At 31.0% G+C, this 22,890-nt stretch carries 26 protein-coding genes and 2 pseudogenes; 24 read left to right on the top strand and 4 right to left on the bottom strand.

What is annotated here, in order from left to right; translation table 11 throughout:
* Window positions 1-46: 46 nt before the first annotated feature.
* From NMU03_RS04665 to NMU03_RS04630, 8 genes are all read left to right on the top strand, one after another.
* Complete coding sequence (locus NMU03_RS04665) at window positions 47-805, top strand: histidinol-phosphatase (protein ID WP_290141518.1); 759 nt, start codon at window positions 47-49, stop codon at window positions 803-805.
* A gap of 129 nt (window positions 806-934) precedes the next feature.
* Complete coding sequence (locus NMU03_RS04660) at window positions 935-1,183, top strand: hypothetical protein (protein ID WP_290141517.1); 249 nt, start codon at window positions 935-937, stop codon at window positions 1,181-1,183.
* A 3-nt stretch (window positions 1,184-1,186) separates the two neighbouring features.
* Window positions 1,187-1,645, top strand: coding sequence for a hypothetical protein (locus tag NMU03_RS04655; protein ID WP_290141516.1), 459 nt, complete (start codon window positions 1,187-1,189; stop codon window positions 1,643-1,645).
* Entirely contained in the window at window positions 1,642-2,424 is a 783-nt protein-coding gene (locus NMU03_RS04650; RefSeq protein ID WP_290141515.1) for a hypothetical protein, read from the top strand. The genes NMU03_RS04655 and NMU03_RS04650 overlap by 4 nt, the downstream gene beginning before the upstream one ends.
* Window positions 2,425-2,572: 148 nt before the next feature.
* Entirely contained in the window at window positions 2,573-3,319 is a 747-nt protein-coding gene (locus tag NMU03_RS04645; RefSeq protein ID WP_290141514.1) for an alpha/beta hydrolase, read from the top strand.
* Window positions 3,320-3,335: 16 nt separating this feature from the next.
* Window positions 3,336-4,784, top strand: a complete 1,449-nt coding sequence (locus tag NMU03_RS04640) for a glycoside hydrolase family 1 protein (RefSeq protein WP_290141513.1) — start codon at window positions 3,336-3,338, stop codon at window positions 4,782-4,784.
* A 134-nt stretch (window positions 4,785-4,918) separates the two neighbouring features.
* On the top strand, window positions 4,919-5,374 hold the full coding sequence (locus NMU03_RS04635) for a LytTR family DNA-binding domain-containing protein (protein ID WP_290141512.1): 456 nt from the start codon (window positions 4,919-4,921) through the stop codon (window positions 5,372-5,374).
* A gap of 1 nt (window position 5,375) precedes the next feature.
* A complete protein-coding gene (locus NMU03_RS04630; RefSeq protein WP_290141511.1) occupies window positions 5,376-6,062 on the top strand; it encodes a LiaF transmembrane domain-containing protein in 687 nt (228 codons plus the stop codon).
* 12 nt (window positions 6,063-6,074) lie between these two features.
* Here NMU03_RS04630 and NMU03_RS04625 read toward each other — a convergent pair whose 3' ends face one another.
* Window positions 6,075-6,890, bottom strand: a complete 816-nt coding sequence (locus tag NMU03_RS04625) for an HAD family hydrolase (RefSeq protein WP_290141510.1) — start codon at window positions 6,888-6,890, stop codon at window positions 6,075-6,077.
* 103 nt (window positions 6,891-6,993) lie between these two features.
* Between NMU03_RS04625 and NMU03_RS04620 the strand changes: the two genes are divergently transcribed.
* From NMU03_RS04620 to NMU03_RS04605, 4 genes are all read left to right on the top strand, one after another.
* On the top strand, window positions 6,994-7,398 hold the full coding sequence (locus tag NMU03_RS04620; RefSeq protein ID WP_290141509.1) for a QueT transporter family protein: 405 nt from the start codon (window positions 6,994-6,996) through the stop codon (window positions 7,396-7,398).
* A 121-nt stretch (window positions 7,399-7,519) separates the two neighbouring features.
* On the top strand, window positions 7,520-8,692 hold the full coding sequence (locus tag NMU03_RS04615; RefSeq protein ID WP_290141508.1) for an AI-2E family transporter: 1,173 nt from the start codon (window positions 7,520-7,522) through the stop codon (window positions 8,690-8,692).
* A complete protein-coding gene (locus NMU03_RS04610) occupies window positions 8,676-8,960 on the top strand; it encodes a DUF1905 domain-containing protein (protein ID WP_290141507.1) in 285 nt (94 codons plus the stop codon). Before NMU03_RS04615 ends, NMU03_RS04610 begins: the two co-directional genes overlap by 17 nt.
* 78 nt (window positions 8,961-9,038) lie before the next feature.
* Entirely contained in the window at window positions 9,039-10,466 is a 1,428-nt protein-coding gene (locus tag NMU03_RS04605) for a 6-phospho-beta-glucosidase (protein ID WP_290141506.1), read from the top strand.
* Window positions 10,467-10,582: 116 nt separating this feature from the next.
* Here NMU03_RS04605 and NMU03_RS04600 read toward each other — a convergent pair whose 3' ends face one another.
* From NMU03_RS04600 to NMU03_RS04590, 3 genes are read right to left on the bottom strand one after another with little or no spacing between them, the layout of a single operon-like run.
* Window positions 10,583-10,678 carry a M24 family metallopeptidase C-terminal domain-containing protein gene (locus NMU03_RS04600; protein WP_290141505.1) on the bottom strand — a complete coding sequence of 32 codons (96 nt, stop codon included), beginning with the start codon at window positions 10,676-10,678 and terminating at the stop codon, window positions 10,583-10,585.
* A complete protein-coding gene (locus tag NMU03_RS04595) occupies window positions 10,675-12,000 on the bottom strand; it encodes an aminopeptidase P family protein (RefSeq protein ID WP_290141504.1) in 1,326 nt (441 codons plus the stop codon). Before NMU03_RS04595 ends, NMU03_RS04600 begins: the two co-directional genes overlap by 4 nt.
* Window positions 11,934-12,284 carry an aminopeptidase P family N-terminal domain-containing protein gene (locus NMU03_RS04590; protein ID WP_290142281.1) on the bottom strand — a complete coding sequence of 117 codons (351 nt, stop codon included), beginning with the start codon at window positions 12,282-12,284 and terminating at the stop codon, window positions 11,934-11,936. Before NMU03_RS04590 ends, NMU03_RS04595 begins: the two co-directional genes overlap by 67 nt.
* 217 nt (window positions 12,285-12,501) lie before the next feature.
* On the opposite strand from NMU03_RS04590, the gene NMU03_RS04585 reads away from it, so the two are divergent.
* The 12 genes and pseudogenes from NMU03_RS04585 (at window position 12,502) to NMU03_RS04530 (ending at window position 22,882) form a co-directional block, all read left to right on the top strand.
* Window positions 12,502-12,810, top strand: a complete 309-nt coding sequence (locus NMU03_RS04585; RefSeq protein ID WP_290141503.1) for a helix-turn-helix domain-containing protein — start codon at window positions 12,502-12,504, stop codon at window positions 12,808-12,810.
* Complete coding sequence (locus tag NMU03_RS04580; protein WP_290141502.1) at window positions 12,807-13,415, top strand: hypothetical protein; 609 nt, start codon at window positions 12,807-12,809, stop codon at window positions 13,413-13,415. Before NMU03_RS04585 ends, NMU03_RS04580 begins: the two co-directional genes overlap by 4 nt.
* Window positions 13,416-14,294: 879 nt before the next feature.
* Window positions 14,295-16,040 (top strand): M3 family oligoendopeptidase, encoded by a 1,746-nt coding sequence (locus tag NMU03_RS04575; protein ID WP_290141501.1) that lies wholly within the window; start codon window positions 14,295-14,297, stop codon window positions 16,038-16,040.
* A 93-nt stretch (window positions 16,041-16,133) separates the two neighbouring features.
* Window positions 16,134-16,583 (top strand): MarR family winged helix-turn-helix transcriptional regulator, encoded by a 450-nt coding sequence (locus NMU03_RS04570; protein WP_290141500.1) that lies wholly within the window; start codon window positions 16,134-16,136, stop codon window positions 16,581-16,583.
* Window positions 16,580-17,949, top strand: a pseudogene (locus tag NMU03_RS04565) (MATE family efflux transporter). Before NMU03_RS04570 ends, NMU03_RS04565 begins: the two are co-directional and overlap by 4 nt.
* A gap of 282 nt (window positions 17,950-18,231) precedes the next feature.
* The gene (locus NMU03_RS04560; protein ID WP_290141499.1) at window positions 18,232-18,468 is read left to right on the top strand and encodes a GNAT family N-acetyltransferase; all 237 of its coding nucleotides are present in this window, start codon (window positions 18,232-18,234) and stop codon (window positions 18,466-18,468) included.
* Window positions 18,440-19,117: pseudogene (locus NMU03_RS18210) on the top strand (aldo/keto reductase); the annotation flags it as partial. The gene NMU03_RS04560 and the pseudogene NMU03_RS18210, both read left to right, overlap by 29 nt.
* A gap of 344 nt (window positions 19,118-19,461) precedes the next feature.
* Window positions 19,462-19,551, top strand: coding sequence for a hypothetical protein (locus tag NMU03_RS18205; RefSeq protein ID WP_290141498.1), 90 nt, complete (start codon window positions 19,462-19,464; stop codon window positions 19,549-19,551).
* 145 nt (window positions 19,552-19,696) lie between these two features.
* The gene (gene metK / locus NMU03_RS04545) at window positions 19,697-20,815 is read left to right on the top strand and encodes a methionine adenosyltransferase (protein ID WP_290141497.1); all 1,119 of its coding nucleotides are present in this window, start codon (window positions 19,697-19,699) and stop codon (window positions 20,813-20,815) included.
* A 6-nt stretch (window positions 20,816-20,821) separates the two neighbouring features.
* Window positions 20,822-21,919: a radical SAM/SPASM domain-containing protein gene (locus tag NMU03_RS04540; RefSeq protein ID WP_290141496.1), complete on the top strand. Its 1,098-nt coding sequence runs from the start codon at window positions 20,822-20,824 to the stop codon at window positions 21,917-21,919.
* A gap of 23 nt (window positions 21,920-21,942) precedes the next feature.
* Window positions 21,943-22,170: a hypothetical protein gene (locus NMU03_RS04535; protein ID WP_290141495.1), complete on the top strand. Its 228-nt coding sequence runs from the start codon at window positions 21,943-21,945 to the stop codon at window positions 22,168-22,170.
* Window positions 22,171-22,330: 160 nt separating this feature from the next.
* Window positions 22,331-22,882 carry a manganese efflux pump MntP gene (locus NMU03_RS04530; protein ID WP_290141494.1) on the top strand — a complete coding sequence of 184 codons (552 nt, stop codon included), beginning with the start codon at window positions 22,331-22,333 and terminating at the stop codon, window positions 22,880-22,882.
* Window positions 22,883-22,890 lie beyond the last annotated feature (8 nt).

Genomic DNA, 22,890 nt, shown 5'->3' with positions numbered 1-22,890 from the left:
GAATGAAATGCGTTATAATGGTGAACATAAAAGGAGGAAACATTTCATGAAAAATTATCACACCCATACAAAACGTTGCAAACATGCAATCAATACAGAAGAAGAATATATTCTATCAGCCATTAAAGCAGGTTATACAGAACTTGGTTTTAGTGATCATACACCTTGGGTTTATACTTCTTCTTTTCATCCAACAATGCGTATGGAAGCTAGTGAAATAGAAGATTATATAACAACATTATTACAATTAAAAGAAAAATATAAAAATCAGATTTCTATTAAAATTGGTTTAGAATGTGAATATTTTGAAAAATATATGGATGGCTTAAAAAAGATGTTAAAAACCTATCCAATTGATTATATTATTTTAGGTCAACATTATGATGAAAGTGATGAAAATGGTTGTTATTTTGGCTTTCCTTTGACGTTTAAGCAACTCACAAAATATGTAGATACTTGTATTCAAGCCATGGAAACTGGTCTATATAGTTATGTTGCACATCCTGATTTAGCCAATTTCAATACAAAAGATCCTTTTTACATTCAGGAAATGAAAAGATTATGTTTGAAAGCCAAACAATTAGATTTGCCTTTGGAATTTAATTTATTAGGTTATAAAACACATCGTCATTATCCTTGTGATGATTTTTTCAAAATTGCAAGAGAAGTGGGCAATCGTGTGGTTATTGGAACAGACGCCCATGAAGCAAGTGCCTTATTAGATATGCAGACATATCAACAGGCTAAACAACATTTAGAAGATTTAGGTTTTGAAATCACAGAAGATATTCGTTTTTTAAGATAACAGACAAGGCAGGATGTAACCTGCTTTTTTTGATAAGAAAAGAATCGTAAAATGACTTTAAAAAAGAAAGATTTGTCTATAAAAAAGACACATAATCATGGTATAATGTCTATTAAGGAGAATGAAATTATGGAACATGTTATAGATATAGATAAAAAAGATTATATAGATGAATGTAAAGAGATTGTAAAAACAACAATAGCTTTAGAAAAAATAGAGTTATCAGATCATGAGCTAACTTTATTGACCGAAGAAATTATGGATACTTCACTTTCAATTGGGGGAGATTATTCAAGAGAAAATATTCGTTATATTGCAGTGCAATATGTACGTAAGCAGTTTTTACCACGTTTTCAAAAAGCTCATAAAGGAGGGTAAAATATGGTATTTGATCAGACAGTCATAGAAAAATTTATGGCTGATCATCAGTCACAGTATGTTGGAAAATATCGTTATCATAGTGGCTATCGCATGGAAGAAAATACGTTTAAAGTGCATTATTATATGTTGGATCAGAATTTTCGACAAATTGATATCTTTGTAGAAATTCATTGCCAAGATGAGATTACGTATACTTTTTCAGAAGATTTACATGAACAGGAAAAAATCTATATTGTAAAAGATGCATTAAAACGTGTCTTGTTGAAACTTGGGTATAAAAGGGTATTACATTATTCTTTATATGAAAATTTTATAAAGACAGTTTCAGAAGATTTAAATGTGCTGGCACCGATTGAATTTTGTGATATTTTAAGTTATATGAAATATCATCATGGCATTAATCAACAGACAATGGATGATTTCTATAAGATTTTTTACCATCACTCAAAACACAATTGAAACATAAAAATTATAAAAATTTTATTGATTCAGTTAATCTTTTATTTGATTGTGTTTTATATCAATATGAATGGGATGGGACTGATTCTAAATATTTAGATACAGAATATCAATTTCATCTTTATTATATAAGAAAGATTATTCGTCTTGTCTGGCAACATTTAGATAAGTTTTATAAAAATGTACCTGAAGAATTATTTCAAGCCATAAGAACTTTATGTTTAAACTCACGTTTTACTTTTGCGATTATGACTGATTTTGGTTCAATGGTTTTATCACATTATTATGTTTCTAAGGCGATTATTGATCACTTTAAAGATGAGTTTAAATTAATGGGTAATGACTTTATATTAGAAGCTACAAAGCCTTCTTCAAGACAAGGAAATTTAATTTTTTCATATATTTATTATATCTTTTATAGTGATTATGAAAACTATTATGAAGTTTTAATCAATGCTTTAAGAAATATTATTCATTATATGTTAACTTTTGCCAATCATGATTTAGATTTAGCCTTAGGAAATTGGATTATCCAAACTGAAGGTTATCAGATTTTATTAGATTTATTCCATAGAGATTATAATACTTTTGTTTTCACATGTTTCCCAATTGAATCTTTTCCAGATGATATGAAACCAAAAGTACGTGATGAACTTGTAACGGCTATTCAGTATTTTGCAGCAAGAATGGAAAATGAAAGCTATCGTTTGAGTTCATTTGAACAAGTCACAAATATTAATAGGTTATTGATGGATAATTTTAAGGAGTGGTATAAATGAAAAAGAAATTAGCAATGACAACAGCAGTTGCTTCAACCTTAACAGCTTCAACTTTAACTGCAAGTTTAGCTTTTGCCAATCAATTTGCAAAAAAGTTTTATATCGTGAACATTTAAATAAAGAGGATCAAGGAAATTGGTATGAAACATTGAATGCACAAAAAGTCAAGATTCAAAATCATAAAGGTTTGTATTTACAAGCTTATTTAATTGAAAAGCCTTATGCGAAAAGAACAATTATTTGTTTGCATGAACTCATGGCATCAGCGAAATCATTAGAAAACACTGTTAAATATTTAGAAAGTGTTTTTGAAAATGATCATATTTTAATGATTGATGCACATGCTCATGGATTGAGTGATGGTTATATTCGTGGTTTTGGTTATCGTGATGTATTTGACTTGATGTATTTCAATACGTATTTATTACAAAAATATGGTCAAGATCATCGTTTTATTATGTATGGTAAAGGAATGGGAGCAAATACCATTTTAAATGCTTCTGGTGTAGGAAAATTAAAGAATGTAGATTTGATTATCAGTGAAGGTGCTTATGATGATGTTTATCATTATTTAACAAGTAAATGTCAAAAAGAAATGAAAATTCCACGCTATTTGGCAGGAAGAGTGATTAGAAAAGTTGTCAAAGATGAATTAAAAGTTGATATTAAAAAGATGAATACAGTGGAATTGGTAAAGAAAAATCAAATACCAACAATTTATGTTCATTCTAAAAATGATCAGGATGTACCATTTCAGATGGTTTTTCCATTATATAATCATGATGCATCTAATAAATTATTGTTTCCAATTAAAGAAGAACATCTTTATGATTTAAAAGATAAACAAGATTCGTATTCATTATCTCTTATTGAGTTTATGAATGAGAATATATAAAAAGAGGAGGACTTATATGTATTTTGAAAAATCAAAAGGTTTCCCTAAAGACTTTTTATGGGGAAGTGCATCTGCTGCCTATCAGGTAGAAGGTGGATGGGACGCTGATGGAAAAGGTGTTTCTAACTGGGATAAGTTTGTAAGAATTCCTGGTAAAACTTTTAAGGCAACAACGGGAGATAAGGCTGTTGACCATTATCATCGCTATAAAGAAGATGTAAAATTAATGGCTGAAATGGGATTAAAAACTTATCGTTTTTCGATTGCGTGGACAAGAATTTATCCTAATGGTAATGGTGAAGTGAATGAAGCCGGACTTCAATTCTATGATGATTTGATTAATGAGTTATTAAAATATGGAATTGAACCAATGGTTACAGTTTATCATTGGGATATGCCTCAAGCTTTAGAGGAACAGTATCATGGTTGGGAAAATCGTCAAATTGTTGATGATTATGTCAATTATGCCAAAACATTATTTGAAAGATATGGAGATCGTGTGCATTATTGGATTACCATGAATGAACAAAATATTTTTACTTCATTTGGATGGTTAAAAGGTATGCATCCTCCAGGAAAAGAAAATGATGAAAAGATGTTCTATCAAGTGAATCATCATGCGAATATGGCACATGCAAAGACAGTATTAGCTTTAAAAGAAATGTACCCTGATGCAAAAGTTGGTGCTTCGTTTGCTTATAGTCCATGTTATGGATATGATAGAAAACCAGAAAATGCAATGGCAAAAGCTGATTATGATGATTTACAAAATTATTGGTGGATGGATATTTATGCTTATGGACGTTATCCAAGAAGTGCCTGGGCTTATTTGGAAAGTCGTGGTGTCGCACCACAAATGGAAGAAGGCGATGCCAAAATCTTGAAAAAAGCTGCTGCGTTAGTTGATTTCATGGGTGTAAACTATTATCAAACATGTGTAGCTGAGTATAATGACATCAATGGTGTCGGTATGACAAATACAATGAATACAACGGGAGAAAAAGGAACTGCACAGGTGCAAGGTGTTCCAGGATTATATAAGAATCCTGCAAATGATTTCTTACCAACAACAGATTGGGATTGGACAATTGATCCAATGGGAATTAGAATGTGTTGTCGTGACATTACTTCACGTTATGATTTACCAGTTGTTATTTCTGAAAATGGTTTGGGAGCATTTGATAAAGTCGAAGATGGAAAAATTCATGATCCATATCGTATTGCTTATTTAAAAGCACATATTGAAGAATTAAAGAAAGCTTGTGATGATGGATGTCGTGTCTTAGCTTATTGTACATGGTCTTATACAGATTTATTAAGCTGGTTAAATGGATATCAAAAACGTTATGGTTTTGTTTATGTTGATCGTGAAGAAGATGAAAACTCTGGAACATTAAACCGAATTCCTAAAGATTCTTATTATTGGTATAAAAAAGTCATTGAAACAAATGGTGAAGAATTATAGAGCCGAAAAAGGTATATATCAAAATGATACATACCTTTTTTTACCACTTATTTCATGAAATGAACCACTTAGTGATTCGCTATTTACTTTTTGATAAGAGATGTTTATATTAGAAGTGTCAAGGGTGATTGAATATGAAGATAAAAATAGAAATTGATGAGCGTTTAGAAGATGAAGAAGTGGTGATTAAAACGCCTTGTATGAATGAAAAAATTCAACATATCCAAGAAGTATTGCGTGATATTTCTAAAAGTCAGACAGCCATTGTTTTTTATAAGGGAACAGTTGAATATTATTTGTCATTAAATGATATTTTGTTTTTTGAAACAGATGGTAAAGAGATTCATGGACATACATGTGATGATATGTATAAAATTAAATATAAATTATATGAGCTTGAAGAAATATTACCAGGACGTTTTATGCGTGTTTCTAAATCAACAATTTTAAATATTCAAAAAATATATGCTTTGCATAAAACAATCTCCAGTCCTTGTCTTGTTGAATTTGAACATACACATAAACAAGTTTATATATCAAGACATTATTACAAACCACTTCGTTCAAGATTGGAAGAAAAGAGGTTATAGAATGAAAAAGAGTCGAATATTTTGGGGTATTTTATTTATTGCCTTAGCTATTTTATTAATTATTTCACAGTTAGGTATTTTTAATTTTCATATTAGTATCTGGACTTTGATGCTGACAGTGTTTTTTGGAGTATCTGTTGTTTGGAGTTTATTTCATAGAGAAGTTACAAGTTTTCTATTTTCCCTAGCATTTCTTATAATTTTGTATGATGAGCCACTTGGTTTAGAAGCAATTACACCTTGGACAGTTCTTTTAGCAGCTTTATTTGCAAGTATTGGATGGCATATTCTGTTTCCTTCATCAAAGAAACAGAATCATAATTATCAAGACATTCAAGATCAAAAAGCAGTTAAGGATGTTGAGGTGCACATTGAAGAAAACTTTGGAAGTTGTATCAGATATATTGATTCTCAAAACATTGAAAATGTTTTGATTACAAATCGTGCCGGAATGGCAAAAGTCTATTTTCAACAAGCCACTATGAAAAATCAAAACATTGATTTCAATCTCTATGTCACTTGTGGTATGTTAGAACTATATATTCCTCATACATGGAAAGTCATTGATCAGACAGATAGCTTATTATCCCATATATCAATGGAAGAAATGAATAGTGATTTGATTGAACATTGCATTACATTAAAAGGAAAAATCAGTTTTTCAGAAGTGAAAATTTGTTATTTATAGCTATAACATCAGTTATGGCTTTTTGTATGTCTGTTTTAAAAAATGAGCCACACCATCATTATCATTGGATGGAATAATCTTTGTTGCGATAGCTTTCAGTTTTTCATGAGCATTATCTACTGCATAAGCCTCATCAGCTAATTGAAACATTTCTATATCATTTTCACCATCACCAAAAACAACAAGTTTATCATAATGATAGAGTGCTTTTAATTGTTCAATAGCATGAGCTTTAGAAGTATGTTGGGGCATGATTTCTAGCCATTGCTGGTTTGTATAAATATCTTTTTGGAATAAACATTGATATTGATTGTGATATTGAAGATAAAAAGGTTCAAGTTTTTCACTTTCATCAATAAAAGTAATATAAAAGATATCACCAATATAAAAATCTTGAATATCATGAATGACTCTTATACGTGGATCACCTTTGCGTGTATCAATAAATTCAAGCATGGCTGGTGTACATTTTTCTGGAATAAAAGAAAATTTTTCTTCACCATTAATAAAAGCATAAACCATTGGATAAATTTGTTTCTTTAAAAAATGATCTAATAATTGATGGATATCTTTTTTAAAACAATGTGATAACAAGATTTCTCCTGTTTGATTATCTCTAATCACAGCACCATTATAGACAATTAAAGGAATATGTGCTTTGAATCCCTGAGTAACTTTTTTGGCAGTTTGATAAGAACGTGCTGTCGCATAAGAAAATAACATTCCTTCATCAACCAGTTGATTGATTGTTTCCATTGTATAATTTGATAAAGTTTGTTGAGAATTTAATAGTGTACCATCTAAATCAGAAACATAAAGTGTTGTCATAGTATACCTCCCTATGTTATAACTATAGTTTAATAAATATATGTATGAAAGCAAAGCTTTTTTATAAAAATATGTTATAATGATAAAGAAAAGAAGGTGTCTTATGAAAACAAAAATGCGTTTTATGATTATTAATGCGATGATTGCCTGTGTTTATGCAGCTTTCACTTTTATATGTTCTCCATTGTCTTATGGAGCGATTCAATTGAGATTTGCTGAAATTCTGATGCTTTTAGCTTTTTATAATCGTCGTTATATTCCTGGTTTGGTTGTCGGTTGTTTTTTTGCCAATGCTTTTTCACCGATGGGAGTTTATGATATGATTTTTGGAACGCTTGCAACATTATTAACTTGTTTAGCTATGATGTCTGTTTCTCATCTATTGGTAGGAGCATTTTTCGGTGCTTTATTCAATGGTGCGATTGTTGGATCTGAACTTTATTTTCTTTTAGATTTACCATTCTGGATTAATGCGGATATGTTTTTATTGGTGAAGCGATTGTTTTAATAATCGGTGCAGCCGTTTTTAAAATTTTAGAGAAGAATCAAACATTTATGAATACATATATTTATTTGGATAAATAAAGAGTTCATATTAATATGATAGAATAAATGCAGAGGTGATGATTTTGAAAACATCAATAAAAATACGTGATCTAACATTAAAGAACATATTAATTATTTTAACATATGGGGCTTTACTTGTTTTAGGCGTGATATATTTTGAGAAAATCTTTTATTATTTAGAGAATTTAATTGGGATTATTCAACCATTCATTATTGGTTTTATTTTAGCCTTTATTTTCAATATTCCTATGAAACTATTTGAAAAGAAATTACCCATACAAAATGAAAAAAGAAAGAAAATCATTTCAGCAATATTAGCTGTTTTATTGATTTTATTAGTGCTTTTTATTGTTATAATGGTTGTAGTGCCACAAGTTATAGAAAATATCAGAATGTTGATTGATAATTTACCAAATATTTTTAGTCAGACAGAAAAATGGTTAACATATCTATTTGAAGAAGTGCATTTATCAGCAGATTTATTAGAGAAATTAAATACTTTACAAGATCGCATGACTCAAGCTCTTCTTTCTTCTTTGACAACTTGGGCAGTGGGTATTGCCTCTGGTGTCAGCCAAATAACAACCAGTATAGTTAATGTTTTTATGGGATTTGTAATGGCGATATATATGTTGTTTTCTAAAGATAAATTGATTAGACAAATCAAAAAAATTGGTGAAGCTGTTCTTAATGAGAAACATTATCAATATATTAGTGAAGTCTTATCACTAACGGGTTCAACTTTTGAAAGCTTTTTAGCTGGACAACTCACAGAATCAGTGATTATAGGTGTGCTATGTTATATTGGATGTATTATTTTAGATATTCCATATGCCTCTATTGCAGCCATTGTGATTGGTTTTACTAATATTATACCTTACTTTGGACCAATTATTGGGGCTGTTATTTCATCAGTTTTAATCGTGTTTGTATCACCAATAAAAGCTTTGATCTTTTTGGTTTTTAGTACTTTATTACAACAGTTTGAATCCAATTTGATTTATCCTCATGTCGTAGGAAATTCAGTAGGCTTATCAGCATTATGGGTATTGTTTGCGGTAAGTGCTGGTGGAGGATTATTTGGTATTCCGGGAATGATATTTGGATTACCAACATTTTCAGTGATATATGAATTGTTACGTCGATGGACAAATAGTCGATTAAAAATGAAACAGGAATTAAAAAACAACAATGAAAAACAAAGTAGGAGTAAACAAGATGAGTCAGATTTTTGAATTTGATGCTCAAATCCATGATGTTAAGGATAAAGGTGGCGCTTATGTGATTTTTCCTTATGATATACGTCAACTTTTTGGAAAAGGACGATTGAAAGTTCATGTAACTTTTGATGGTATTCCCTATGATGGTAGTATGGTTAATATGGGTGTAAAAGATACGGAAGGAAAAGTGTGTTATATTATTGGGATGTTGAAGTCAATAAGAAACCAATTACAAAAACAACCAGGTGATTATGTCCATGTTGTTGTGACTGAAAGGAAATAAAAAGAGAAAACAAATTATTCTGTTTTCTCTTTTTATTTATAGTATAATAGAAATAGTAGAAATGGAGGTAATAAAATAATGGGATTTAGAGAAGACTTTTTATGGGGTGGAGCTGTTGCAGCTCACCAATGTGAAGGTGCCTGGCAAGAAGGTGGCAAAGGTATCAGCTGTAGTGATGTGGAAACAGCTGGAGATAATGTAACAGGAGCACCTCGTCGTTTAACGGATGGTGTCATTGAAGGAGAAGATTATCCAAATCATGTCGGTGTGGATTTCTATCATCGCTATAAAGAAGATATTGCTTTGATGGCAGAAATGGGATTCAAGGCATTTAGAACGTCTATCGCATGGACAAGAATCTTCCCTCGTGGTGATGAAGATACACCTAATGAAGAAGGATTGAAGTTCTATGATGATTTGTTTGATGAATGTCATAAATATGGTATTGAACCAGTTATCACATTATCACATTTTGAAATGCCTTGGGCTTTAGCTAAGGAATATGGAGGATTTAGAAATCGCGCAGCTATTGATATGTTTGTGAAGTTTGCAAAAGTTTGCTTTGAAAGATATCAGCATAAAGTCAAATATTGGATGACTTTCAATGAAATCAATAATCAGGCAGATATTTCACAACATAACTTGATTCAAGAAGGAGCTATCTTATTAAAAGAAGGCGATGATGCAGAATACTTAATGTATTTATCAGCACATCATGAATTGGTTGCCAGTGCTTTAGCTGTTAAGGCTGCTCATGAAATTAATCCTGATTTACAGGTAGGCTGCATGATTGGAATGAATGGTGTCTATCCAGCATCACCTAATCCTGAAGATATGATGAATGCTTTAGGAGCTATGCATCAAAAATACTGGTATGTAGAAGTTCATGCCAGAGGACATTATCCAAGTCATATGTTGAAGAAGTTTGAAAGAAAAGGTTATGACTTTATCACTGAAGAAGATAAGAAAATCTTGGCTGAAGGAAAAGTGGATTATATTGGATTCTCTTATTACATGAGCTTTGCGACAAAATATCAAGGACGTAATGCCAAGACATTTGACTATTCAGGAGAAGACTTTGTCAGAAATACATATCTTAAAGCTAGTGATTGGGGATGGCAGATTGATCCATTAGGACTTCGCTGGTGCTTGAACTGGTTCAATGATCGCTTTGAACTTCCAATGATGATTGTTGAAAATGGCTTTGGTGCTTATGATAAAGTAGAAGAAGATGGAACGATTGATGATCAGTATCGCATTGACTACTTCAAAGCACATATTGAAGCCATGAGAGATGCTGTGGATTATGATGGAGTGAATCTATTAGGATATACAATGTGGTCACCATTTGACATTGTATCAGCATCAACAGGAGAATATGATAAACGTTATGGTTTTATCTATGTCAACTATAATAATGCGCATGAAGGAGATTTTGCAAGATCAAAGAAGAAATCATTCTATTGGTATAAAAAAGTCATTGAAACAAATGGAGAAGAATTATAAAAGTGTTGCGCTGCAACACTTTTGCTTATCTAAAGAAAGAGTTATACTGTTGAATAGTTAAAATAAGGATAATAAAAAAGTTCATGAGAGTTGACTCACAATCATGAACTTTGTTTTTAGATTGCTCTTGTATAATCTTTAAGCCAATCTTTTTCTTCTTCATTTAAATATGGAGAGATTTTATCATAAACCTCTTGATGATATTGGTTCAACCAATTCTTTTCTTTTGATTTAACATATCCACATTGATTGCATCTAAATCAATAGGGACAAAAGTCAATGGTTCAAAATGCAAGAACTGCCCATATTCATTTTCAGTACCTTTCACACAAAGGAGTTCGTTTTCAATACGAATACCATATTGTCCTTCTAAATAAATACCTGGTTCATCAGTGATATTCATACCTGGTTCTAAAGTGACGTTTTGTGATAGGTTACGTAGTTTATAACGGAAATCTTGGGGTCCTTCATGAACATTTAATAAATGTCCAACACCATGCCCTGTTCCGCATTGATAGTCAAGGTCCTCATCCCACATTGGACGACGGGCAAGAATATCAAGACTTTGTCCTGTACATCCATATAAGAAATGAGCATTTTGTAAAGCTAACATACCTTGTAAAACCATTGTGAAATGTTTCTTTTGGATATCAGTGATGTGTCCTAAAACAAATGTTCTCGTAATATCAGTTGTTCCATCCATGTATTGACCACCACTATCAATCAACAACATTCCATCTTGATCAATGGAAGAAAATTGTTGTGTTGTTGGATGATAGTGCATTAAAGCAGCATTATCTTTCCATGCACAGATAGTTGTAAAACTTGGTTCAATGAATAAATTTTGTTGTTGTCTGAATTGTAAGACTTGATTAGAAACACTCATTTCATCCATTGGTATTTTTCCATAGTTCTTTTTTAACCAATACATGAATTTTGTCATCGCAACACCATCTTTGATATGAGCATGCTTAGAATTTTTAATTTCCACATCATTTTTAATAGCTTTCATTAGCTGTGATGGATTCATCTGATCAACAATTTCACATTGTAAGCATTGATATAAAGCATAATTGATATGACCTTTACTTAAAAGCACATGTCCTGTAAGTTCTTTTGCATCTTGGTAAATATCTTGATAATCTTTAACTATCACATTTTCTTTTTGTAATGTTTTCACCATATCTAAATCATAACTTCCTTTTTGAAGATATAAATAAGATTTATCAAAAGTAATCAATGCGAAAGCTAAAACTGTTGGTGAACAAGGAATATCATTTCCACGAATATTAAATGTCCATGCGATATCATCAAGAGTTGTCATAATATGTGCTTGACAGTTATTGTCTTTCATATGTTTTAAAATCTTTTCAATTTTTTTGTGTGTTTCTAAACCATGATATTGTACATCATAAAGAAAGGCTTTTTCACATGATCTAGCAGGACGATTTGTCCAGTATTCTTTCATCAAATCCATACATTCAATTTGATAATCAACTTGAATATTTTTTCTAAATCTAAAACAAATTGACAAGTCATTGTTTCACCATCAAAAGCAATAACATCTTGTTCTTGAACATGTTGTGTTAAAAACTCTAATAAAGTTGGTACGCCTTTTTGCCCCATTTTCATTAATGTAATGCCATCATATAATTCTTTGGCAGCTTGAATAAAATAACGTCCATCCGTCCAAAGATATGCCTCGTCTTGCATCACTAATAATGTTCCAGCACTACCTGTAAAACCACTTAAATAAGCACGTGCTTGATAATAATCTCCTACCGTTTCAGATTGATGATCATCATCAGTCGGTACAATATAGAATTGAATATTTTTTCTTTTAATAGTTTTTGAAATTCTTTAATCATTTTTAATCACCCAACTAATACTTTAACACAATCTTTGGCTTTTGTAAGTAAAAATATGTTAAAATAGAGTAGCAAATATCAAATGCAACCTCTCGTTGACAAAAAACAACTGTATGTTGGTGGTTTATAAGGTTTCTTTTCGCTATGATAGGGATGAGGTGATAGGTATGAGTTTTGGAGAAAAATTACAACAATTAAGAAAAGAGAAAGGATTATCGCAAGAAGATTTAGCCCATCAGCTAAATGTATCAAGACAAGCTGTCAGTAAATGGGAATCACAAAATGGATATCCAGAAATGGAAAAGATTATTATCATTAGTGAATTATTTCAAGTCAGTTTAGATTATTTAATGAAAGAAGATTATGAAAAACAGGAAACTGAACCAACGACTTCCTTTTATTTAATGACCCAACAAAAAATAGAAGACTATTTGCATATGAAAAAAGTTTTGCCTTACGTATCGGTGGTGCTGTGACTTTAATGATTATGGGATTGGTTATAGCTGCTTTATGTAGTGAGACTCCATATCAGTCAATAGGAGGATTTGGCTTTTTAATGACAATTGGTATTGGTGTTTTTCTTATTATTATGACTGTTCTTTCTAAAGAAACAAAAATAAAGATAGAAAAAATGGAAATTAAAATAGGTTTGGGCGATTTACAAAATTTACAGGAACAATACCAACATTTTCATTCACATTTTACATTAGGAATTGCTGGAGGAGTTTTATTAATTATCTTATCTTTAGCGTGTATTGTCTTATTAAATGAAAGCTCTCCACATTATGAAAATTTATTAGTCGCTCAATTTATTTTTTGTATTGGTATGTCTGTCTATGTGTTTATTTATTTTGGTATTTTAAAAGATTCTTACCAATTCTTACTTAATAATAAAACTTATATTCAAGAAAAGAAACATGAACAACAAATAGAAAATATTTATGCTTTTACAATGCCTATGGCAGCAATGATTTATTTGATTATGGGCTTTACACAAAACTGGTGGCATCCAGGTTGGATTATCTTTCCAGTGACAGTTTTTATATCATCAGGCATAGATTATTTCATTCATCGTAAATAATTGACATAACTATGAATATCTTTGATTGAGATAAAAATCATTGATACAATAGAAGTAGGAATAAGAAATGACATGATAAATTGATTGACTCTTCAGTCCTTCATACAACAAAGGGCATGATTCTCGTATTGACATCAATTGTTATTATGTTGAATAAAAAAGAAATTTATATGTATGTTCCACCATTATTATATGGTTTATGAGGATTGATTCAATTGATGCAGTTTATTGGTTATTATCATAAACTAAAATAATGGAAATGGCATATACTCTTTATGGAAAAAATGACCGAGTGTTTTCGGTCATTTTTTTCATAATTCAACAAGTTTTCTATGATAAGAAATATATCTATGTTATAATAATATATGGATTTAAATCCAATAGTGGCTGACGAGTCACTATGTGCTAACGTGCACAGTGAAATTTCACAAAAATTTTATAGGGGGATAACAATATGCTTTATTTGGCAAACAAAACTGATAAAGTGGAGGATGCCAACAGTTAGGAAAGGGGAATACACTTCATGGAATACTTAGTTATTCTCGTTGTTATTCTTGTATTTATTGATAGAGTTGCAGATTAGTCTTTTTATGATACATTAACTCTGTTGATGTTGATAACTAATTGTTGTTATTCTCCAAAAGAAAAAGGAAAGAGGCGCAAACTCTTTCCTTTTTTCCTTCTATATTATTGATAATATAGAAATTGATGTTGAAAACTAACTGTTGTCATCTTTGACACTTAGATTATACAATTATATATATATCATGTCAAATGTTTATTATTTGTTTGAAGTTGACATATCTGATTTTACAAGTTGATGTTTTTAAGGCGTGTAAAAGTGAAGAAAAAAGTATATAATGGAAAAAGGAGGTTATTATGGAAAAACGTTGGAATTTAGATCAATTATATTTATCTTTTCAAGATCAGGCATTTTTAAATGATATTGAAAGATTAAAACAAAAATTAGAGAATATGCAAAAATATCCTGAAATGGATATAACAGAAATGAATTTAAAAGATTATTTAGAGTCAGCGAATCAATTTCAAGATTTAGTAGAAAAACTATATGCTTATACATCACTGACAATGAGTAGTGATACGACAAATCAGGAGGCTTTAAAATATTCATCAGTGATTGAAAATATTTTAGCTGGATTTGCTGATACACAGGCAAAGATTGATCGTTGGATTGGAGAATTTGATTTAAATAATATACAAGATGATTATATTCAAGAACATCTATATATTTTAAAAGAAGTGCAACAACATAATCGTTATTTATTAAGTGATGAAGGAGAAAAAATCTTAGCACAGATGAAAACAACGGGTTCAAGTGCATGGTTAAAATACAAAGATCAGTTGATTTCATCAATGAAAGTGACTATGGATAATCAAGAATATCCTTTAACAGAAGTGTTGAATATGGCATATTCTAAAGATAAAGATGTTAGAAAGAAAGCATACGAAGCAGAGTTGAAAGCATATCAGTCAGTGGAACAGGGTGTAGCCAGTGCTTTAAATGCGATTAAAGGTGAAGCTATTACAGTCACTAAGCTAAGAGGCTATGATTCTGTTTTACAGCGTACTTTAATGGATTCAAGAATGTCGCCTAAAACATTGGATGCTTTGCTTGCGGTAATGAAAAAAGCTTTACCAGTTTTTGAAAGATATTTTCAATTAAAAGCGAAAGCTTTAGGATATAATGATGGATTACCTTGGTACGAATTGTATGCTCCTATTGTTGATATAGAATTTTCATATCCATTTGAAAAAGGAAGTCAGTTTGTTGTGGAACAATTTTATACTTTTTCAAAGCATTTAGGAGATTATGCTAAAAAGGCCATTGAACAAGATTGGATAGATGTTTATCCAAGAGTAGGTAAAGTGGGTGGAGCATTCTGTTCTAATTTACATTGTATTGGGGAAAGTCGTTTCTTATTGAATTATGGCAATGAATTTGGTGATACTATTACGATGGGTCACGAACTTGGCCATGGCTTTCATGGAGAATGTTTAAATACTCAAACAGCTTTAAATGCTGATTATCCAATGCCTATCGCTGAAACAGCTTCAACATTTTGTGAAACAATTATTAAAAAAGCTGCTCTTCATTCAGCACCGGATAAACAAAAACTATTGATTTTAGAGAATGAGCTTTGTGATTGTGCACAAGTTATTGTTGATATTTATTCACGTTTCTTATTTGAAAGTCGTTTGATTGAAAAACGTCAAAATGGTCCTTTAAGTGTGGAAGAAATCAAAGATTTAATGGTAGAAGCTCAAAAAGAAAGTTATGGCAAAGGATTGGATCAACGTTATCTTCATCCTTATATGTGGACATGGAAACCTCATTATTATGAGGCTGATTATGCTTTTTATAATTTCCCATATGCTTTTGGTCTTTTATTAGCAAAAGGATTATATGGTTTATATCAAAAACAAGGTCCAGAGTTTGCCAGAACATATGAACAATTCTTATCACTTACAGGAAAGATGGATTTAGAAGATGTATGTCAAAGTGTTGGTATTGATTTACAGGATATGAACTTCTGGCAAAATTCAATTGATATGATTAAAGAAGATATTGATTTATTTGAAAAATTGTTAAAACGAATGGTGTAACATTGTGTTGCACCTTTTTATTGCATTTTTGACATAATAGGTATAATATAGTTTATACGTAAAAAGTATACAAGTAAACTAATGAGGTGAAAAATGAAAACAAATATTGAAACAATGATCAGTTATTCTATTCAAATTAGAAAGTATTATGCTCAAGTTTTAAATGAGAAATTGAAAGATATGAAACTATCACCTAATGAGATTAATATTTTAATCTTATTGTCTAATAATCCAAGTCTTACAACAAGTACAGAACTCAATATGTTTTTAGGGGTATCAAAAGGATTAATTAGTCGAAGTATTGATGATCTAGTCAAAAAGAAATTCATTCGTTTAGAAAATGATATATCAGATCGTCGGATTCAACATATTTATTTAACTGCTTATTCCAAAGATACAATTCATCTTCTTAAACAGGAAATTCAAAAAATAAATGAAGATGTACTCATAGATATTCCTATCAAAGATATTCAAAAAATGGAAGAAACAATGATGAAAATAAGAAATCATTTCCAAAAGAAAATAGAGGAGGTTTCACTATGAAATTAAAAATGTCACAGGAAGTGGATTTAGGAAAAGAGTCAGTTGGACATTTATTATTGATTTTAGCTGTCCCAGCCATTACATCTCAAGTTGTTAATGCTTTATATAACATGGTTGATCGTATGTATATAGGACATATTCCTGAAGTGGGTTCAGCTGCTTTAACAGGTGTTGGTGTCTGTTTTCCCATTATTATGATTATTTCAGCTTTTGCCTGTTTATTTGGTATGGGTGGTGCCCCACGTGCCAGTATCTTTATGGGTAAACAAGATAATGCGACTGCTGAAAGGATTTTAGGAAACTGTACATCTTCGTTGATAATCGTTGCATTAATCTTAACAGCGGTTGTACTGGCTTTCCAAGAACCATTATTATATCTTTTTGGGGCAAGTGATAACACAATCACTTATGCTATGAATTATATGACTATCTATGCAATTGGAACACTTTTTGTTCAATTGACACTAGGATTGAATGCTTTTATTTCAGCACAAGGTTTTTCTAAAATCAGTATGTTGACAGTAGTCATTGGTGCAGTTACGAATATTGTATTAGATCCTATCTTTATTTTTGGTTTTAATATGGGTGTTCAAGGAGCTGCCATAGCGACTGTTCTTTCACAGACAATCAGTGCTATTTGGGCATTTCGTTTCTTATCAGGTCCAAATACAATTTTAAAGATAAAAAAGAAAATTTAAAAATCAATCGACATATTCTTTTACCATGTATCGCCTTAGGTGTTGCACCTTTTGCGATGCAGTCCACAGAAAGTATTCTTGTTTTATGTTTTAATTCTTCTTTGTTGAAATATGGTGGCGATTTAGCTGTTGGTGCCATGACTATTCTTTCAAGTGTCATGCAATTTGCCATGTTGCCTCTACAAGGTTTAACACAGGGAGGACAACCGATTATTAGTTATAACTATGGTGCCAATCAGGCATCACGTGTTCAAAAAGCCTTTAAACTTCAAACCATCTGTTGTGTGATTTATTCATCAACAATATGGTTATTAGTTATGTTTTTCCCACGCCTATCTGTAGCTATTTTTACCAGTGATCCACAATTAACAACAATCACTGTTTGGGCTTTAAGAATATACATGGCTTGTGTTGTTTTAATGGGGATTCAAATCTCTTGTCAACAGACATTTATTGCTTTTGGAAATTCAAAGAAAAGTGCCTTTTTAGCAATCTTTAGAAAGATTTTGGTTTTAATTCCATTGATTTATATCTTACCAATGTTTATCAATGATCAAGTCTTTGCAGTTTTCTTAGCAGAACCCATTGCCGATACGATTGCAGTTCTTACAACTTCGACAATGTTCTATTTTGAAACGAAAAATAAAATGAAAGAAATGAATCAATAAAAATCACTTTTTAAAAGTGATTTTTCTTATGCTTATAAAGCATGAGAGAATATGAAAGATAAGTATTGGAGTTAAGAAATTTTTTATTATACAATAAATAAGAAAGGGTGATACGATGCAAATAGAACAGTTTCAATGGAATGATACATCTCAGATTGTTGAAATGATATGTGAAGTATGGCAGTTAGATAAAATGTTTGGTCATTTTAAAAATGGTATAATTTTTCACAGGAATATCTTTATGATGTGTTGAAACAGGTAAGATATGCTTATGAGGGAGAAATGATTTTATTTATGGTTGATCCCCGTTACCAACATCAGGGTATTGGCACAAAGTTATATGAATTTGGCCAAATGGTATTTCAAAACCATCACTGTCATCATTATATTCTTTTTACTGATACAAGTTGTTCATATGCATTTTATGATCATCACCAAATGAAACAGTTAGCCTCTTATCAAAGAGATCAAAATTTTACAATGTATTTATATGGAAAGGAGTTTATTTATGGAATATAGGAAATTACCACATGGGGATGAACAAATCAGTGTGATTGGACTGGGAACAAGTTCAATGGGTGAATCAAATGAAAAAGAGATCATTGCGACTATTCAAGAAGCTATGCAGGCAGGTGTAAATTATCTAGATTTAGCATCCGGACATGCCAAAACATTTGCAGCTATTGGAAAAGCTATTCAAGGACAAAGGGAAAAAGTTTATTTACAAATTCATTTTGGTGCCAACTATGTCACAGGAGAATATGGATGGACAACAGATTTAAAAACAATTCAGGAATCTATTCAATGGCAATTAAAAATGTTACAGACGGATTATATTGATTTTGGTTTTATTCATTGTATTGATGAAATGAGAGATTTAGAAATGATTCAACAATCAGGTGTGATTGATTATATCCTAGGTTTAAAACAACAAGGGATTGTCAAACACATTGGCTTATCTTCGCATACACCAGAAATTGTCCATAAGTTTCTTGATATGCAAATAATTGATATGGTCATGTTTAGCATTAATCCTGCTTATGATTATCATCATGGGGAATATGCCTTTGGTAAGAGTGATGAACGCATGGCATTGTATCAACGATGTGAAAAAGAGGAAGTTGGGATTTCGGTGATGAAAGCCTTTAGTGCTGGACAGCTTTTAGATCAAGAAAAATCACCATTTCCACAGGCATTAACACGTATACAATGTCTACAGTATGCATTAGATAAACCAGCTGTTGTGACAGTCTTGCCAGGAGTGAGAAATCGTCAGGATTTAAAAGAAATTCTGGATTATACAAAAGCCACTAATCAGGAAAAAGATTATACGATTATTTCTACTTTTGAAGCTGTTGAACATCAAGGAAAATGTGTTTACTGTAAACATTGTCATCCTTGTCCAAAAGGATTGGATATTGCTTTAATTAATAAATATTATGATTTAGCTTTGTTAGGTGATGAATTGGCTAAAGACCATTATTTACATTTAGAGAAAAAGCCAGTGATTGTGTGCAATGTGGACATTGCAAACAGCGTTGCCCATTCCATGTCAATCAAATGCAAAGAATGAAAGATATTGCCTTATATTTTCAAAAATAATAAATATCAAAGATATGATTTTCATGTTTAAGTCATATCTTTTTTTTGTTGAAAATTATATACAGAACGCTTTTATTGTCTATTACTTTTTGAAAATAACTTTTTTATAATGAAAAATATAGAAAGAAATATGAGGTGATGGATTGTGAAAGATTATATTTTTACATCTGAAAGTGTGACTTTAGGACATCCAGATAAGATTTGTGATTTTATTGCTGATTGTATTTTAGATGAAGCACTGAAACAGGACAAATATTCTAAAATGGCAGTGGAAGTGACCATTAAAGATGAAATTGTATTTATTTATGGAGAAGCTTCTACAAATGCCAAAATTGACTATGAACAGATAGCCAAACAATGTTTAAGAGAAATTGGTTATCATGAAGATTATCATGTGATATTAAAAATATCAAAGCAATCAAAAGAAATTCATCAGGCTGTGGATAAACAAGAAGTATGTGCAGGAGATCAAGGCATTATGTTTGGCTATGCTTGCAGGGAAACAGAAAGTTATATGCCAGCTCCAATTTATTATGCCCATCAGCTTGCTTTTGCATTAAGTCTAGCACAAAAGCGTCATGACTTTTTAGGACCGGATGGCAAAACACAAGTATCAGTGGAATATAAAAATGGACAAGTTGCACGTATTGATACGATTGTTGTATCAACGCAACATACTGCCATGGCTTCACTAGATCAAATCAAAGAAGTTGTGATGCAAGAGGTAATTCAATCGACAATTCCTGATGGTTTGTTAGATGAAGACACGAAATACTATATTAATCCAAGTGGAAGTTTTATTGTTGGAGGAAGCTTTGGTGATTCTGGTACAACTGGTAGAAAGATTATTTGTGATACTTATGGTGGAATGGGTAGAATTGGTGGTGGTTGTCTGTCATCTAAGGATCCTAGTAAAGTCGATCGTACAGGTGCATACTATGCTCGCTATGTTGCGAAAAACATTGTGGCTAATGGATTAGCTGATCGTTGTGAAATTCAAGTGTCGTATGCCATTGGTCAAGCAAAGCCTATTTCGTTAATGATTGATACATTTGGAACTGGTTTGTTTTCTGATCAACAGATTGAAGAAATCGTAGAAAATAATTTTGATTTTTGTGTTCAACATATGATTGATGAATTAGATTTATATCAACCTATTTATCATTTAACAAGTTGTTATGGGCATTTTGGAAAAGAAATATTAACTTGGGAAAAAGTCAAAAAATTAAACATACCCGATCATCTTATGAAGAAAGAAGGCTAAATAATTATGGGAACAATTAAAGAAAAAACAATGTCAGTCGCATTAAAGAAAGTCAATCAATATATTGAAAAGAATCCAGAACAAAACATTCCAAAGATTTTAGATTGGTTAGATAAATTTGATACATCAGGGATGATTTCATCACAATTATCAGTTGTTAGGGATGTGTTAAATGATCAAGATAATAACTGGACACAGCTGGTTTATAGTTTATATACGGATATTGATAAAGATGTGAGAGCAAAACTTTTTGAAAACTTCATTATTAACGCTGTTGTTTTAGGATTGAAACAAAGAGAAGAAGTCATGAATAAATATCAATGCAATGTTCCTTGGGCTATCTTGTTAGATCCAACGAGTGCCTGTAATTTAAAATGTGTGGGATGCTGGGCAAGTGAATATGGACATCAGCTTCATTTAACTTATGATGAAATTGATGATATTATTGAACAAGGAAAGAAGCTTGGTGTCTATATGTATATTTATACAGGTGGAGAACCAATGATGCGTAAAAAAGATTTAATAAAGCTTTGTGAAAAACATAATGATTGTGTCTTTTTAACATTTACCAATGCGACTTTAATTGATGAAGCATTTATTAAAGATATGTTAAGAGTCAAAAACTTTGTACCTTCTATTAGTATTGAAGGCAATGAATATACAACAGATTTACGACGTGGACAGGGAACATATCAAAAAGTTATTAAAGCTATGAAATTATTAAAAGATAATCATTTGCCTTTTGGTGTTTCTTGTTGTTATACGAGTCAAAATGTGGAAGTCTTAAGCAGTGAAGAATTTATGGATTCACTCATTGATTTTGGTGCGAAGTTTGCCTGGTTCTTCCATTATATGCCAGTTGGTAACGATGCTGTTACAGATTTATTATGTACGCCTGAACAACGTGTCAAAATGTATCATCAAATTAGAAAAATGAGAAATGAAAAACCAATTTTCACAATTGATTTTCAAAATGATGGAGAATATGTCGGTGGATGTATTGCAGGAGGTAGAAATTATTTCCATATCAATCCTCATGGTGATATTGAACCTTGTGTCTTTATTCATTATTCTGATTCCAATATTAGAGAAAAAGTTTATTAGAAGCTTTATGTTCACCTTTGTTTATGGCTTATAAAGATGGACAACCATTTAATGAAAATCATCTTCGACCATGTCCAATGTTAGAAAATCCTGAAAAATTAAAAGAAATGGTTCATCGTACCCATGCTAAGTCAACTGATTTACAGTCTAGTGAAAGTGTTGATCATTTGTGTGATAAATGTCAGTCCTATGCCAAAAATTGGCAACCTATCGCTGATGAATTATGGCAGGAATATCATAAAAATTCATAATAAAGCTAGATCATCTGTTATTTGATGATCTCTTTATTATATATGTTCTCTTTTTGAAACTATTTTTTATGCTATACTTCGTTATATATAAATGAAATTGATTTGAGTAAAACTGAAATCAGAAAGGAATTGTATATGAAAGATATACATAGGTAAAACCATGAAGCAAGCAAATGTGTTGATTATTTTATTTCTTCTTTCGATAGATTGTTTTGTGGTCGTATTGGAAAAAGGAGCTGTGATGCCCTATTTATCATGGAAGAAAATTATGAAATATAGTGGTTTATTTGCAGTTGTATCTTTAGTGATGATTGTATTGGGGTATATGGGTGGCGAATTTTTGACTTTTGATTATTTCCAACAAGTCAATGGTATGGTATTAGCTTTATTGTTTGCTTTTATAGGTAGTCGTTTTTTATTTAAAGCTTTTTCAAGAAATGAATTTATTGAAAGATTGGATAAAAATATTGATTTGAAACGTATGTGTCATTTGGCTTTTTCAACATCTGTTGATTGGTTTATTCTAGGAGCAAGTTTACGTATTGTGGGATTGGGTATTGTGAAAATGGCTATCTTGACAACTTTATATACTTTTCTTTGTGTTTTGATTGGATTAAAGATAGGGCAACTCTTTGGTGCTCAATATCAAAAAATCGTTTACTGCATTGCAGGAACATTATTGTATATCAGTTCTTTTGCGTTAATATTTTAAAATAATAA

Source organism: Allocoprobacillus halotolerans (assembly GCF_024399475.1).
Classification (GTDB): Bacteria; Bacillota_I; Bacilli_A; order Erysipelotrichales; family Coprobacillaceae; genus Allocoprobacillus; species Allocoprobacillus halotolerans.
Note: the sequence above shows the minus strand (reverse complement) of the source record. Positions and strands in the feature narration are given on the sequence as shown.